The 15612-nt window shown below is 70.5% G+C and carries 12 protein-coding genes; 3 read left to right on the top strand and 9 right to left on the bottom strand.

Annotated elements, in window-relative coordinates; all coding sequences use genetic code 11:
* Positions 1-32: 32 nt before the first annotated feature.
* A complete protein-coding gene (locus tag OF819_RS04240) occupies positions 33-1847 on the bottom strand; it encodes a S8 family peptidase (protein ID WP_267241956.1) in 1815 nt (604 codons plus the stop codon).
* 487 nt (positions 1848-2334) lie between these two features.
* On the opposite strand from OF819_RS04240, the gene OF819_RS04235 reads away from it, so the two are divergent.
* Positions 2335-3123, top strand: a complete 789-nt coding sequence (locus OF819_RS04235) for a VOC family protein (protein ID WP_267241955.1) — start codon at positions 2335-2337, stop codon at positions 3121-3123.
* Between the two features lie 67 nt (positions 3124-3190).
* Here the strand turns inward: OF819_RS04235 and OF819_RS04230 are convergent, their stop codons facing one another.
* The 8 genes from OF819_RS04230 to OF819_RS04195 form a co-directional block, all read right to left on the bottom strand.
* A complete protein-coding gene (locus tag OF819_RS04230; protein ID WP_267241954.1) occupies positions 3191-5230 on the bottom strand; it encodes an ABC transporter ATP-binding protein in 2040 nt (679 codons plus the stop codon).
* A 672-nt stretch (positions 5231-5902) separates the two neighbouring features.
* On the bottom strand, positions 5903-6820 hold the full coding sequence (locus OF819_RS04225; protein ID WP_267241953.1) for a hypothetical protein: 918 nt from the start codon (positions 6818-6820) through the stop codon (positions 5903-5905).
* A 19-nt stretch (positions 6821-6839) separates the two neighbouring features.
* The gene (locus tag OF819_RS04220) at positions 6840-7718 is read right to left on the bottom strand and encodes a carbohydrate ABC transporter permease (protein ID WP_267241952.1); all 879 of its coding nucleotides are present in this window, start codon (positions 7716-7718) and stop codon (positions 6840-6842) included.
* Positions 7715-8671: a carbohydrate ABC transporter permease gene (locus OF819_RS04215; protein ID WP_267241951.1), complete on the bottom strand. Its 957-nt coding sequence runs from the start codon at positions 8669-8671 to the stop codon at positions 7715-7717. The genes OF819_RS04220 and OF819_RS04215 overlap by 4 nt, the downstream gene beginning before the upstream one ends.
* Positions 8672-8699: 28 nt before the next feature.
* Positions 8700-10079 (bottom strand): ABC transporter substrate-binding protein, encoded by a 1380-nt coding sequence (locus tag OF819_RS04210; RefSeq protein WP_267241950.1) that lies wholly within the window; start codon positions 10077-10079, stop codon positions 8700-8702.
* Complete coding sequence (locus tag OF819_RS04205; RefSeq protein ID WP_267242074.1) at positions 10076-10999, bottom strand: sugar-binding domain-containing protein; 924 nt, start codon at positions 10997-10999, stop codon at positions 10076-10078. Before OF819_RS04205 ends, OF819_RS04210 begins: the two co-directional genes overlap by 4 nt.
* 88 nt (positions 11000-11087) lie before the next feature.
* A complete protein-coding gene (locus OF819_RS04200; protein WP_267241949.1) occupies positions 11088-11567 on the bottom strand; it encodes an ATP-binding protein in 480 nt (159 codons plus the stop codon).
* Positions 11568-11881: 314 nt separating this feature from the next.
* Entirely contained in the window at positions 11882-12829 is a 948-nt protein-coding gene (locus tag OF819_RS04195; protein WP_267241948.1) for a methionyl-tRNA formyltransferase, read from the bottom strand.
* Between the two features lie 246 nt (positions 12830-13075).
* On the opposite strand from OF819_RS04195, the gene OF819_RS04190 reads away from it, so the two are divergent.
* On the top strand, positions 13076-14428 hold the full coding sequence (locus tag OF819_RS04190; RefSeq protein ID WP_267241947.1) for a lysine N(6)-hydroxylase/L-ornithine N(5)-oxygenase family protein: 1353 nt from the start codon (positions 13076-13078) through the stop codon (positions 14426-14428).
* Positions 14429-14539: 111 nt separating this feature from the next.
* Entirely contained in the window at positions 14540-15592 is a 1053-nt protein-coding gene (locus OF819_RS04185; protein ID WP_267241946.1) for an iron-siderophore ABC transporter substrate-binding protein, read from the top strand.
* The last annotated feature ends 20 nt before the right edge of the window (positions 15593-15612 follow it).

Raw genomic sequence — 15612 nt, 5'->3', positions numbered from 1 at the left:
TGACCAGCACAGTTATCGGTTTTCCCGGTGGGTCAGAAGGTGAGGCTCCAGGAGTCGATGTAGCCGGTGTCACCCCGGTACACATCGCGGACCCGCAGCTTCCAGACGCCGGCCGCGAGCTCCGAAGAGGCGTCGACCGTGTACGTGGCGTGCACGTCGTCGGCCGAGTCGCCGCCGCTGGAGTTCTTCAGCCGGTACGCGCTGCCGTCCGGTGCGATCAGGTCGATGACCAGGTCGCCGCGGTACGTGTGCACGATGTCCACCCCGACCTTCAGGTCGGACGGCGCGTTGCCGGTCACACCGCTCACCGAGATCGAAGACTCCGAGGTGGAGTGGTCCGAGATGGCGACGTCCGAGGTGTTGGTGAAGGTGCCGCCCTCACCGCCGCCGGTCTCCCCGCCGGTGACCGCGGCGACGGTCTTCGCGGCGTCGGCGATGCCCGCGCCGCAGCCGCCGGAGCAGGTGCCGGGCACCGGGCGGGCGTTGTCCTTGAGGGCGGTCTCGATCGCGGACGGGGTCAGTGAGGAGTCGGCCGACTTCAGCAGCGCGGCGAGGCCGGCGATGTGCGGGGCGGCCATCGAGGTGCCCATGTACGGCTCGTAGTTCTCCGCGGACTGGGTGGTCGCGCCGGAGTTCAGCGTGGAGAGGATGCCGTTCTCGGGGGTGGTGACGGTGCCCGGGGTGTCGGTGGCGCGCCGGGTCTCGCCGCCCGGGGCGGAGATGTCGATGCCGCTGCCGTAGTTCGAGTAGAAGGCACGGTTGCCCTCACGGCTGGTGGCCGCCACATTGATGACGTTCTCGCAGTTGGCGGGCGTGAAGCCGGAGACGTCGGCGTTGCTGTTGCCGGCCGCGACGACGACCGTCGCACCGCGCGAGACCGCGCCGTTGATGGCGTTGCGGTAGACGCTCGGGCAGGTCGAGCTGGCGCCGCCGAGGCTCAGGTTGAGCACCTGGGACGGGTTGGGGTTGGCCGGGACGCCCGGCACGGAGCCGCCCGACGCCCAGGTGATGGCGTCGGCGATGTCCGAGGAGGAGCCGCCGCACTTGCCGAGCACCCGCACATGCTGGACCTTCGCCCCGTAGGCGACGCCGGCCACGCCCTTGTCGTTGTTCGCGGTCGCGGCGACGGTGCCCGCGACATGCGTGCCGTGCCAGGACGAGTCGCTCGCCCGGGAGCCGAGGTAGCACTCGTTGTCGGTGGCGTTCCAGTCGCCCTCGTCCGTCGGGTCGCTGTCCCGGCCGTTGCCGTCGCGGGCGTCGGCGGAGTCGCTGATGAAGTCATAGCCGGACACGGTGTTCGCGCTCAGATCGCTGTGCGCGGCATAGCCGGTGTCGATGACGGCGACGGTGACGCCGCTGCCCGTGGTGGTGTCCCACGCGCCGGGCACGTTCATGCCGCCGGTGGGCTCGAAGAAGTCCCACTGCTTGGCGTAGTCCGTGTCGTTCGGGGTCACGGCCATGGGGAAGGCGCGGATGTCGGGCTCGACGGACGCGACGGCCGGGTCGTCGCGGAAGGCCTCCATGACCTCCGTGACGTCCTTGGCGTCGGTGCCGCCGCCGAGGTCGACCAGCGCGGCGCCGCCGGCAAGCCGGCGTTCAAAGGACAGCTTCTCGCCGGTCTTCCTGCCCTTCTCGGCGGCGTCGCCCTTCGCCGCGGAGTTCGAGGTGGCCTCGGCCGTGCGTGACTTGTAGGTCACGATGACCTTCTCCACGGGCGCGCTCGCCGGCGTGTCCTGGGCCATGGACTGGGCGGCGGGGGCGATGGGGCGGTCGGAGGGGCCCGCCTGTGCGGCGAGTGCTGCGGATGAGGTGGCGGTCACGCCGAGGATCGTGGCGCTGGCGGCCACGACGGATATGAGTCTCCGCCTGGAACCGTTCAAGGTGATCCCTTTCAGGGCGGCTCCGGCGACTCCCGGAGCAGCTGACGGTGCGGAGCGCGAGCGGGCGGCGCGGGGACTGCGGTGCTTCGTGGGGGTCGCAGTCCGCAGTCCCCTGGGGCCGGGTACGCCCGTGCGCCGCCGCCGGCGCGACGGCCCCCCGTACGGAGCCGTCACCGGCCGGAAACCCGTGCATTACATGCACCTGACAGTCAGGAGTCAGCAAGGGGAACCGCCGGTGCGGGAGACAGTAGGGAAACCCCTGATGAAGCCGATACGGGGAAAACCCTTGTCACGGCTCAGGGGTGGAAGGGTCGGCGCGGGGGGAGGGGTCTGTCCGGGGGAGGGGCGGCGGGTTCGGACCGGCCGTTGTCAGTGGCGGGTGCCATGCTGAACACGACCGATCAACCACGTCGTCACCCCCGTGTGCGGGGGAGGCGAGGAAGGCAGGTTTGCGATGCTGACGACTTCCTTCGTCGCGAGCGCGCCCAATTGGATCGACCTCGGCACGCCCGACGTCGAGGCCGCCGCGGGCTTCTACCGGGACCTGTTCGGCTGGGAGTTCGAGTCCGCGGGCCCGGAGGCCGGAGGGTACGGCTTCTTCAAGCTCGACGGGAAGACCGTCGCGGCCATCGGCCCGCTCACCGAGCAGGGCGCGGGCTCCGCCTGGACGCCGTACTACCAGACCGCCGACGCCGAAGCCACGACCAAGGCGGTCGAGCAGGCCGGCGGCCGGGTCCGGGTGCCGCCCGTCGATGTCTTCACGGCCGGCCGCATGGCCGCGTACACGGACCCGGCCGGCGCGGAGTTCGCCGTCTGGCAGCCGCGCGACACCGCGGGCCTGGAGGCGGTCAGCGATGTGAACACCCTGTGCTGGCTGGAGCTCTACACCACGGACGCCCCCGCCGCCAAGGACTTCTACCGCTCCGTCTTCTCCTGGGACTTCCAGGACATGGACTTCGGCGACACGGGCTACACCCTCGCCTCCCCGCCCGGCGGCGGCCAGGACGCCTCGCACAGCGGCATCATGCAGCTCGCCCAGGAGAATCTGGACGCGGGCTCCCGCCCCGAGTGGCACCCCTACTTCGAGGTGGCCGACTGCGACGCCGTGTACGCCAAGGCCGTCGAGCGGGGCGCGACCACCCTCTTCCCGCCGATGGACGCGCCCGGCGTCGGCCGGATGGCGATGTTCCTCGATCCGCACGGAGCGGTGGCCGGCATCATCAAGAGCGACACGGGCGCCTGAGGTCCGGGCGCTGCTTCAGGTCCGGAGCCCGCTGAGCGCCGGAGCGGCCTTCATCCGAGCTGCCGGGTCACACCCCGCCCCCCGCCTCCCCCCGCCCGTTCTGCTGCGCCGGCACCGCCGCCTTCTCCTCGTGCCCGCACTGCCCGCACTGGCCGTACTGCCCGCTCTGCCCGTACTGCCGGGACTGCGTCAGATACATCCCGCGGAATGTGCCCGGCCCATGAGGCCGCATCAGCTCCTCGAAGGTGCCGTGCTCGATGACCCGGCCGCGTTCCAGCACATAGATGTCGTCGGCGTGCCGGACGCTGTGCAGACGGTGGGTGATGAGGACGACCGTCTGGCCCTCGGCCGCGAGATCGCGGATCTGGTCGAAGACGCGCTGCTCGGCCTCCGCGTCCAGCGCGCTGGTCGGCTCGTCCACGACCAGGACGGGTGCGTCGCGGTGGCGGGCGCGGGCGATGCCCAGCCGTTGCCACTGGCCGCCGGAGATCTGATGGCCGCCCTTGTAGCCGCGGGCCAGCAGGGTGTCCCAGCCGAGGGGGAGCGCGGCGACCGTCTCGTCCGCGCCGGCGTAGCGGGCGGCGGCGTCGAGGAGCGCCTCGTCGCTGGGGGCGTCCGGGCGGCCGATGGCCACATTGACCCGGGCGGTGAAGGGCCAGCGGAAGAAGTCCTGCGCGACGACGGCGACCCGGTCGAACAGAGCGGTGCGGTCGGCCTCGGCCGTGTCGACGTCGTCCCACAGGACCCGCCCGGAGTCCGGCGCGTACAGCCCGCAGAGCAGTTTCGCCAGGGTGGACTTGCCGCTGCCGTTGTTGCCCACGAGCGCGACGATCCGTCCCGTGCGGATGGTGACGTCCACACCGCTCAGGGCGGGCTCGCCGCCCGCCGCGCCGGGGTAGGCGAAGGAGACGTTCTCGAAGCGGATCGCGCGCACCTTCTCCGGCAGCGGCCGGCCCGCCGAGGGGATGAGCCGGCGGTCGGCCTCCCGGCAGAGCCGGTCGAGGTCGGCGACGAACAGGCTCTCCTCGTAGAGCAGATTGAGCTGGATGACCAGCCCCTCAAGACTGGCGGAGCCGGTGCGGACGGCGATCACGGCCGTGCCCGCGACGGCCAGGTCCATGCTGCCCGACCACAGCAGCAGCCCCAGTGTCAGATAGGTGGCCGCGGCGGCGAGGCCGGTCCAGCCGGAGGCGATCAGCCCCGTGCGGGCAGCGAGCCGGGCCAGCCGGGTCTGCTCCCGCTCCCCGGTCTCGGCCATGGTGCGGAAGTGCCGCAGCAGGAACGGGCCGATGTTGTGGACCCGCACCTCCGGGGCCGCCTGGGTGTCGATCAGCAGCCGGCCCAGCAGCTGACCGGCCCGGGCGTGCTGCACCCAGGTGTGGAACGAGACATAGCGGCGACGGGCGATCGTCAGCGAACTCCACGCACTGGGCAGCGTCATGGCGACCAGCAGCGGCAGCAGCGCGGGGTGGAGCACGGTCAGCACTCCCGCGGCGGCGATCAGCGAGATGGCCGCCGTCATCACCGACGTACAGAACCTGATCATCCGGCGGGCCGACTCCGCGCCCCACTGGGCGGAGTCCAGCAGCTTGTGGAACTCCTCGTCCTCCACCGCCGCCAGCTCGACCCGCGCCACCCGTTCCAGATACTTCTCGGTGGCGACGCGGAACACCTTGGGTTCCAGCCGCCCCGTCCCCGCGGTGGAGGCGGACTTGAACAGCGCGCCGACCGCGGCGGCCGCGGCGACGGCGCACAGCGCGGGGGCGGCGGCGGTCAGCCGCTCACCGGTCGCTCCGCCGGCGAGCAGTCCGGCCAGCGCCTGATTGACCGCGACCAGCCCCACGGCCTTGGCGAGGCCGCCGCCCAGCTCGGCGCCCGCCACCCAGCGCAGGGCGCGGGCGTCGGCGCGGTGGGCCAGCCGGACCGTGGCGGCGATCAGCCGGGGCATCCGGGCGAGCATCGCCCGCAGGCTCAGTTCGAGGAACGAGCCGTCGTGATGGTTCCAGCCCCCTTCGTAGCGGAGCGGCCCGCCGAACAGCAGCCGCTCCGACTCGGACACTTCCTGTGGGCCCGCCTCATGGGCGCGGGCGGATTTCCTCCGCCTCATGCCGGGGTCCGATCGGACCCCGGGTGAACGCGGGTGACAGTGAGCGCTGGCATCCAGTCTCCTTCAGCCGAAGATGAACGGGTCATATGCCAGGCCAACGCCGCGGGCCCCGGCGCGATAACGGCGCGGGGCCGAAGGTCGGGCGGTGATTACGTCAGGCGATGGAGGCGGCGACGACGGCGGACACCGCGAGATTGCGCGAGGCGGCCGTCGGTCTCCGCATCGGAACCAGATGTCGCAGGTCAAGAGCGCGCAAAACCCAGCGCACAGTGCGCCTGGCCCTGACGGCGCCACCCGGCCCCGGCCGCAGGCGTTTGCCCTGCGGACCCCAGAGATCACCGCAGCACTCTCCGCAGTCCGTTGTGGCGTCGGCCCCGGGCGTCCTTGACTGCTGCTCGCGCCGGTCCGGACCCGCTGCCGGCGAACCATCGATGAATAGCTGAATAGCTGAATCGACGAATAGAGGAGAAGAGACCTGGTGTCCGCGCTCCCTTTCCCCGCCGCCTCCTGCGCCGCGCCGTTCCCGCCGGCCGGCCCCGGAAGCGAGGAGGCCGTGCCCTGCGCGGACCTGCCCGATACGGCGGTCGTACACCGGCTGCGCACCGCGCAGGGCGTCCGCGGACGCCAGGCCGAGGCCGAACTGCGGCTGCGTCATGTGCCCGCCCTGTGCCGCTACGCGCACCTGTTCTGCCAGGACGACGCGGCGGCCGAGCAGCCCGCGCGCTGCCCTCTGCTGCTCGCCGTGGCGGCCACCGCGGCGGAGTGGGCCGCGAGCGCCCAGCGCCCCCGGCTCGCACCCGGATTCCTGGCGTCGCTCGACCGGCCCGCACCCGGCGTCGCCGACGGGGCGCGGCCTGACGTCGCGGGCCTTCCGCCGACTCCCCGAGCGCACCAGGGCCGTGCTGTGGCACGCCGTCGTCGAACACGACAGCCCCGCGCAGACCGCACGGGCCGCGGGCGTGGACCCCAGGAGCGTGCCGCACCTGGCACGCGGCGCAGATAGGCCGCGGCGGCGCCCGGCACGCCCCGGTCCAGGGCCTGCTGCGCCGCTGTGCACAGCATCCCGGTCCGCCGTACGTCCCCCTCCGGTTCGGTGACGAGCAGCAGGTCGGCCGCTTCCGCGGCGGCCCCGTCCAGATCGGCCAGGGTGCGCACCGCACGCGAGCGCGGCTCGGCCGCGGCCGCCGTCCCGGAGTGGGCCAGCAGCGCCTCCCGTACCGGGGGATGGCACAGCTGCCAGGGCGGCCCCGGCCGGAGCAGACCGGTCTGCTCCAGTACGGTGACCGCCCCGGCGACGGCGGCATCGTCGAGGCCGGTGAGTTCGCGCAGGAGCAGCGGGCGTGTGGTGCGTTCCAGGGCGGCGAGCGCGGTGGCCACGGCCAGCACCGGGGACGAGTGCCGGCCCAGCAGCGCAGGCACATGGTGGATCAGACAGCGGGCGGTGAACTCCGTGACCCGCTCCGGTGAGCCGCACCGGGCCAGATCGCCCCGGGCGGCCCGCTCCGCCAGCGTTATGACCGCCGTACGGGCACGGTGACGGCGGCCGCCCGCAGCCGGACCGCGGTCATATGACCAGCCGTCAAGTGGCATGACGTCATGTGACAAGCCGTCATTTGACCGCTCCCAGGGACAGGCCCTGGACCAGTCTGTCCTGGGCGGCGAATCCCGCCACGAGAACCGGAAGCGACACGGCGAAGGCGGCCGCGCACAGCTGTGCGAGGAAGAGCCCTTGGCTGGTCACGAATCCGGTCAGGAAGACCGGCGCGGTGGCGGCCCGCACACCGGTGAGCACACGGGCGAACAGCATCTCGTTCCAGCTGAAGATAAAGCAGATCAGCGAGGTGGCGGCGATGCCGGGCGCGGCGAGCGGGATGATGACGGCGCGGAACACGGTGAACAGCCCCGCCCCGTCGATCGCGGCGGCCTCCAGGACCGACACCGGGATCTCCGCGAGAAACGAACGCATCATCCACACGGCGATCGGCAGGTTCATCGCGGTGTAGAGGGCGGCCAGCAGCCAGATGTTGTCCAGCAGCCCGAAGTGTCTGGCCGCCAGATAGACCGGCAGCAGCCCCGCGACGACCGGCAGCATCTTGGTGGACAGGAAGAAGAACAGCACATCGGACCAGCGGCGCACCGGTCTGACCGAGAGCGCGTAGGCGGCCGGGATCGCCAGTGCGAGCACGAGCACGGTCGACGCGACGCCCGCGATCGCGGAGTTGGCCAGCGTCGCCCAGGGGCCGGTCCCCGTGGAGGCGCCGAAGAACTCCCGGTAGCCGTCGACCGTCAGCTCCGCGGCGACCGCCGGGGGATTGGCCGCGGCGTCGGTCTCGCTGTGGAAGGAGGTCAGGACCATCCAGGCGGCCGGAAGCAGGAAGAACAGCCCCATGGCCCAGGCGGCCAGTCCCCACAGGGCGTTTGAGTGACGTCTCAGGAATCCGGGCCGTTCGGCCGTGCGGCGGGACCGGCCCGCCGTGCTGGTCTTCATCGCTGTTCCTCCCGCAGGAGTGTGGAGACCAGGCGCAGCGCGAGCGTCGCGATGACGACGGCGCCGAGGACGACCACGACTCCGGCCGCGGACGCCAGGCCGTAGTCATGCGCCTGGAAGAAGGTCCGGTAGATGCTGTAGGGCAGATTCGCGGTGCCCAGGCCGCCCGAGGTGATGGTGAAGACCGCGTCGAAGTGCTGCACGATGTAGATCGAGCCCAGCAGGGCGGCCAGCTCCAGATAGGGGCGCAGATGAGGCAGGGTCAGATAGCGGAAGATCTGCCAGGCGTTCGCGCCGTCCACCCGTGCGGCCTCCGCGGCCTCGGTGTCGCGGCTCTGCAGACCGGCGAGCAGGATCAGCATCATAAAAGGCGTCCACTGCCAGATCAGACAGACCGCCACGGAGGCCAGCGGCCACTGGGTGATCCAGTCCGGCTGCGGTGGACTGTCCGAGCCGAACAGGGACCACAGCCAGGTCAGCGTGCCGTTGAGGAGCCCGTACTCGGGGTTGTAGAGCGCATGCTTCCACAGCAGCGCGGCCGCGACCGGCACGATCAGGAACGGTGTGATGAAGAAGGTCCGCACCAGCGCGCGGCCGGGGAACCTGCGGTCGAGCAGCAGTGCCGCGACCAGCCCGAGCGCCAGGCTGACCAGGACCGCTCCGGCCGTGAGCCAGATCGTGGTGAGCACGGAGGCGCGCAGGTCGGGGTCGCCGAACACCTCCCGGTAGTTGTCGAACCCGGTGAATCCGCCCTGCCCCGGCCGCAGCGCGTTCCAGTCCCAGAAGGAGATCACCAGGGTGGCGGCGAACGGCAGCTGGGTGACGATCACCAGAAACACCACGGCGGGCAGCAGGGGCCCGCGCCGTGCCCAGGCGTCGCGGCGTTCCCGGGCGCGCCGCGCCCGCCCGGGGTCCACGGGCGGCTCCGGTCTGGACGTGGGGACGGTGCTCATGGCTGCGCTCTCTCACGGTCTCGCTCAGTCAGCTGCGGTAATCGGCGGCAACCCGCTCCGCGAGCTCCTGGCCCCTTTCCAGGGCCGCGGCCACCGAGGTGCGGCCCGCGATGGCCGAGGCGATCTCCTGGGAGACCCTGGTCGCCAGATCGGGGAATTCGGGGATGTTCACGAACTGGATGCCGACGGTCGGGCGCGGCTGCAGGCCGGGATCGCGTGGGTCCGCGCTGACAATGGACTGCTCGGCGACCCGGTAGAAGGAGGCCGCCGCTGCCTGATACTCGGGGTTGGCGTAGGTGGAGGCGCGCTTTCCGGCCGGCGCCCTCGCCCAGCCCAGCTCCTCGCCGACGAGTTCCTCGTACTGTCTGCTGGAAGCCCAGGAGACGAACGCCGCCGCGGCCTCCTGCCGGTCGCTGGCCGCCTGGATGCCCCAGGCCCAGGAGTACAGCCAGCCGGACGCCTCGGTCCGGTGCACCGGCGCCATCGCATAGCCGACCTGGCCGGCCACCGGTGAGCCGTCGGCCTCCAGCAGTCCGGCGGCGGAGGTGGCGTCGTACCACATGGCCGTCCTGCCCTGCTGGAAGCTGCTGAGGCACTCGGCGAACCCCGACTGTGCGGCTCCCGGCTGACCGTGCGCGCGGATGAGGTCCACGTACGCCGTCACGGCCTCGGTGAAGCCCTCGCCGTTCACCCGCGCCTGCCAGTCCTCGGTGAACCAGGTGCCGCCGTAGGTGTTGACCACGGTGGTCAGCGGTGCGAAGACCTCGCCCCAGCCGGGCATGCCGCGCAGACAGATGCCCTTCATGCCGGGGCGTGCCCCGTCCGCCTCGGCCGCGAGGGCCGCGACCTGCTGCCAGGTGGGGCGTTCCGGCACGCTCAGCCCTTCGGCGGCGAACACGTCCTTCCGGTACATCAGAAAGGACGATTCGCCGTAGAACGGCTCGGCGTACAGCTTTCCGTCGTCCCCCCTCAGCCCTTCCTCGATCGGGTCGAGGATGTCGGACTGGCCGAAGGACGGATCAGCGGCGACGGTGTCGTCCAGCGGCGCCAGCCAGCCGTACTTTCCATAGAGGGGCGCCTCGAAATTGCTGATGGACGCCACGTCGTAGACGCCGGCCTGACTGGCGAACTCCTGGCTGATCTTGTCTCGTACGTCGTTCTCCGGCAGGACCGTGAAATGGACCTCGATGCCTGTCCGCGGGGTGAAGTGGCTTTTCGCCAGCCGCTGCAGATCGATCATCTGCGGGTTGTTCACCATCAGCACATTGACCGCGTTCCCGCCGCCGCCCGCCAGGCCGCCGCCGCCGGCTCCGGCGAAACACCCGGAGAGCAGCAGGGCGGCGCTCGCGGTGAACGCGGTGAGCGCGGCGGCGGTCCTCGGCCGCGCCGCCCGGGATCTCGTTCTCATGGGACGTCCCCCGCCTGGCCGAGCAGGCGCTCGGCGACGCCCGTGTCCGTGACCAGGCCGTTGAACAGCCCGGTCCGCAGCGCCGCGGCCGTGGCGTCGGCCCGGACGACTCCGTCGGCCAGCAGAATGACGTCGGGCGTCTTGCGCAGCTCGTCGAAGTTGATCGCGAGGATCCGCTCCGTCAGTTCCGGGGCGACGTCCTGTCCTTCCGCGTCGAGCAGATGGCCCGAGACCTCCGCGCACGCCCCGCGGAGCCGGTATTCCTCACGCTCCGCGACGCTCAGCGCGTCATAGACGGTGGACAGCCCCGGCCCCCACGCGCCGACCGTGATGACGGCCTTGGTGATCCGGTCGAAACGGCTGACCGCCTCGGCGATGCCCGGCTGGCGGCGCAGCATCCCGGCGGTCGCCGCGTCGGGCAGCAGCAGGGGCGCGTAGATGGGGTAGACGGGGCCCCTCGCCACCGACGCGGCCCGGCGCACCGCCTCCACGGCGTTCGCGTCCACCGGCCGCAGGGGCGTCACCCCGCAGAGCTGTACGACGGAGCACCGGGCCAGCGTGGTCAGCTCCGGGCCGAGCGCCTCGATCTCGGGGCCCCAGATGAGCCCGAGGACATCGTCGTCCATGACGATCTCGGCCAGCAGTCCGGCCGTGACGCTGCCGAGCCGCCGGGTCACCTGCGCCGGGTCGGCGGCGTCCTCGGGGCGGCAGTGGAACACGATGCTGTGGCTCAGGCCGTAGCGGGTGCGCAGGGCGTCGGAGAGTTCGTCGTCCAGTTCGGCGGGCAGCCGGATCTCCAGCCGCACCAGACCGTCGCGCACCGCGGATTCCAGCGTCCTGGCCACCTTGAAGCGGCTCATGCCGAACTCGTCCGCGATCTCGATCTTGGACTTGCCCTCCAGATAGAACCGGCGCGCCATGGCGGCCGTCTGCACCAGTTCCTCGGGTCCCGGGTGGTGGGCGCGGGCCCCGCGGTTCGGCTTGTCGCGAGCGTTCACGGCCCTCACCTCACAGCGCGGGTCCGGCGGGGGAGCGGGACAGGCTGGCCCGCACCCACTTGCCGCCGTCGGAGGCCCGGCCGCACGCCCAGGACTCGGCCAGCGCCTCGATGATCATCAGCCCGCGTCCGCAGTCGTCGTCCCGGCCGGGGGCGCGCGGCGTGGGCAGGACCGCGGACCCGTCCCGCACCTTGATGTCCAGTACAGCGGCCCGGAGGGTCAGCACCAGGGTGATCCGGGGAGCGGGCGTCCGCGCTCCCCGTCGCGCGGAGTCCCGGGCGCCGTGCCGGATCGCGTTCGTCGCCAGTTCACAGACGACGAGCACCGCCGAGTCGACGAGTTCGTCCTCGCCCCACCGGCGCAGCCATGCGCTGGTGAATGCCCGTGCCTTCCGGGCGGAGGGCTCGACGGCCCGCAGCTGGAGAGCGGCGGAGGAGCGCTGGGCGGCGACGGCGCCGGGGGTGACAGCGCATTCGATCGCTGTGGTCATTTTCTCGGCCCTTCGGAATGATCCGCCGCACGCTCCGCATCACGCATAAGACATAAGGCGAATTCTGCTCATATGAGCATTCATTTCTCATATGCTCACACCTCCATTAAAGATCGGCGCATACCAGAGTCAAGGCATGGAGGGCGGTGAATGAGGAATTCGTTAAAAGATGTGCGCTGAATGCTCAGATGTGCACGATCGGGGCCTGGCGGGCCTAGCGGGCTGGTCGGGGCTGAGCGGAAAACACCGATGCCCCGGGACCGTCCGGGGCATCGGGGTACTGGGGCTGCGCGGCCATGCGGCCCCGCGCAGGGTCAGGGGCGGCTGGTGAGGTAGCCGCCCATGGAGGTGAAGTACTCGGCCGCGGGCATCTCCCGGCCGTCCTCGGTCCGTACGCGGGTGACGGCGAGGCCGTGGTTGCGGCCGGTGCGGGCGTCGGCGCCGGCGACGATCACCACGCCGTCGCCCTCGCGGTAGAAGATGCGGCCCGGCGTGCCGCCGTAGCGGCCCTGCGACACCACGGCGGAGAGCACTTCGAGGCGCTTGCCCTTGTGGAAGGCATAGGCGCTCGGGTAGGGGGCGGACTGTGCGCGGACCAGCCGCTCAAGGTCTTCGGCCGGCCAGTCCCAATTGATGCGGATGTCCTCTTCGGACCGCTTGTGGAAGAAGGTTGCCTGCGAGCGGTCCTGCTTGGTGAACTCCGTCTGCCCGGAGGCGATCAGGTCGAGCGCCCCGATGGTGACCGGCGCGATCAGATCGACCGTCTTGTGGAACAGATCGGTGGCCGTGTCCGCGGGCCCGACGGCGACGGCGCGCTGCATCACGATGTCGCCCGCGTCGAGTTCCTCGTCCATCATGTGCGCGGTGACGCCGACTTCGGGCTCGCCGTTGATGAGGGCCCAGATCAGCGGGGAGAACCCGGCGTACTTGGGCAGCAGCGAGTCATGCACATTGAGCGTGCCGTGGCGCGGCATTCCGTAGATGCGGGGCGGGATCCAGGTGCGCCAGTTGTTGGCCACGATGATGTCTGGGTCGGCCTGCTTGAGGATCTCGAACAGCTCGTCGTCATCCGGCCGGTTGCGGATGACCACGGGGACCCCGTGCTCTTCGGCCAGGTCGGCGACCGAGTCGCTCCAGATCTTCTCGTAGGCGTGCTCGCTCTTGGGGTGCGTCACCACCGTCACCACGTCGTGCTCAGAGTCCAGGAGCGCTTGCAGGGTGCGGTGGCCCCAGGTCTGATAGCCGAACATGACGACCCGCATCGGGTTCCTCCTCTGAAGAGCGATTGACCGCGCCAAGTAAAGCAAGGCTTACCTAAGGCTGCAAATAGGCCGCGTTCTCAGGGAGTTTGACGGCGTGATGGGTGATATATCCGATTTGCCCACGTCGACAGCTTGGCCAGATCAGGTTAGCTTTACCTAAGTTCCGCTTGGCCGCCGTTCCGGTGTGTCCGGCGTCTTGTTCTCACCCACGCCTCACAGGCGGCTGTCCCGCACGATGGGAGTGACATGTCTCAGGTTCTTCCTGGCGACGCACCTCTGGTCCATGACCTCATAGGCATCGGCTTCGGCCCGTCGAACGTGGCCATGGCGATAGCGCTCAGCGAGCACAACGCACGCGTCGGGAGGCAGGAGGCGGTCACCGCCCACTTCTTCGAGCGGCAGCAGCGTTTCGGCTGGCACCGCGGCATGCTGATCGACGACGCGACCATGCAGGTGTCCTTCCTCAAGGACCTGGTGACGCTGCGGAATCCGGCCAGCGAATACAGCTTCCTGTGCTACCTGCAGGACAAGGGCCGCCTGATCGACTTCGTCAACCACAAGAACCTCTTCCCGCTGCGCGTGGAGTTCCACGACTACTTCGAGTGGGCCGCGGCGAAGGTCGACGACATGGTCTCCTACGGCCATGAGGTCATCGGCGTCGAGCCCGTCGAACGCGACGGCGTGGTCGAGTACCTGGAAGTGACCGCCCGTTCCGGCGGGGAGCTGGTGGTCCACCGGGCGCGCAACCTCGTCATCGGCACCGGACTGCGGCCGGTCATGCCGGAGGGCGTCGAGCGCTCGGACCGCGTCTGGCACAACTCCGAGCTGCTGGCCAAGGTCGACGGCCTCGAAGGCGCCGAGCCCGAGCGCTTCGTCGTCGTCGGCGCCGGCCAGAGCGCCGCCGAGAACGTGGCCTACCTGCACCGCCGCTTCCCCCGGGCAGAGGTCTGCGCCGTCTTCTCCCGCTACGGCTACAGCCCCGCCGACGACTCCAGCTTCGCCAACCGCATCTTCGACCCCCAGGCCGTCGACGAGTACTTCACCGCCCCCGACGACGTCAAGCGCAAGCTGATGGACTACCACGGCAACACCAACTACTCCGTGGTGGACATCGACCTGATCGACGATCTGTACCGGCAGGCGTACCAGGAGAAGGTCCTCGGCGCCGAGCGGCTGCGCTTCCTCAATGTGTCGCGGCTCACCGGCGTCGAGGACTCCGGCGACAAGGTACGGGCCACCGTCACCTCCCTCGTCACCGGCGAGGACACCACGCTGGACGCCGATGTGGTCGTCTACGCCACCGGCTACAGCCCGGCCGACCCCGTCGGCCTCCTCGGCCCGGTCGCCGACCTGTGCCGCCGCGACGAGCAGGGCCGCATCAGCGTCCAGCGGGACTACCGGATCGCCACCCGGCCCGAGCTGCGCTGCGGCATCTACCTCCAGGGCGGCACCGAGCACACCCACGGCATCACGTCATCCCTGCTGTCCAACACCGCGATCCGGGTCGGCGAGATCCTGGAATCGGTCCTCGGCCAGGGCCTTGCGCCCGTCCCCGCCGAGACCCGGCAGGTCGCCGACGGCATCGGCTCGGCCCGCTGAAGACCCCTCAGGTCTTCGCAGGCCAACCCCCCACACCGCCCGCACGCCGGCAGCGCCGTCATATCCGGCGGGCGCGGCACGCACTGTGAAACCCCCGTGAAAGGAACACCCGTGACCACTGGTCCACGCCCCGCGCTGGCGCGGCTCGTCAGAAACGTCCCCAAGGCAGCCGTCGCCGCAGCCGCCGCCCTCGCGCTGACCGCCTGTGGGGGCGGCGCCGAGAAGCCCGAGTCGAAGCCGTCGAACGACGCGTCCAACGCCGCCAAGTCCTCCTCCGCCTTCCCGGTGACGGTCGAGCACAAGTACGGCAGCACGACCATCGACAAGGAGCCCAAGAAGGTCGTCACCCTCGGTCTCTCGGACCAGGACGCGGTGCTGGCCCTCGGGGTCAAGCCGGTCGGCGCGGTCGACTGGTTCAAGGAGGACCCGTACGGCAAGTGGCCCTGGACCAAGGACAAGTGGGGCTCCGACAAGCCGCAGATCGTCGGTGAGCGCGACGAGTACAACATCGAGAAGATCGCGGCGCTCAAGCCGGACCTGGTCGTCGCCCAGTACTCCGGCATGAAGAAGGAGCAGTACGACACCCTCTCCAAGTTCACCAAGGTCGTCGCCCAGCCCAAGGACTTCCCCGACTACGGGGCCCCCTGGCAGGTCATGACCAAGCAGATCGGCAAGTCGCTCGGCAAGGAGACCGAGACCGAGAAGCTGATCTCCGACATCGACGCCCGCTTCAAGGCCGTCCGCGACAAGCACCCGGAGTGGGCGGACAAGACCATCGCCGTCGCCGACAGCTTCGAGGCCGGCAAGTACTCCGCCTTCACCAAGACCGACCCCAAGGCGATCTTCTTCTCCGAGCTCGGCTTCAAGCTCAAGCCCGAGATCGACACCATGGCCAAGCCGGGCTGGAACGTCGCCGAGCTGAGCGCCGAGAAGCTGAACGTCCTCGACGTCGACCGGCTCGTCTGGGTCACCTCCAGCACCGAGGCCAACGACCGCATCAAGGCCGAGCCGCTCTACAGCAAGCTGAAGGTCCACCAGGAGAAGCGCGACCTGTTCGTCCCGTACCAGGACCCGGACATCGGCGCGGCCTTCTCCTTCAACACCGTCCTGTCGATCCCCTACGCGATCGACGAGATCGAGCCGCTGCTGGCGGCTGTCAAGTGACGGCGCGCCGCTGACGCACG

The organism is Streptomyces sp. PR69 (assembly GCF_026420845.1).
In the GTDB taxonomy this organism is placed as follows: Bacteria; Actinomycetota; Actinomycetes; order Streptomycetales; family Streptomycetaceae; genus Streptomyces.
Note: the sequence above shows the minus strand (reverse complement) of the source record. Positions and strands in the feature narration are given on the sequence as shown.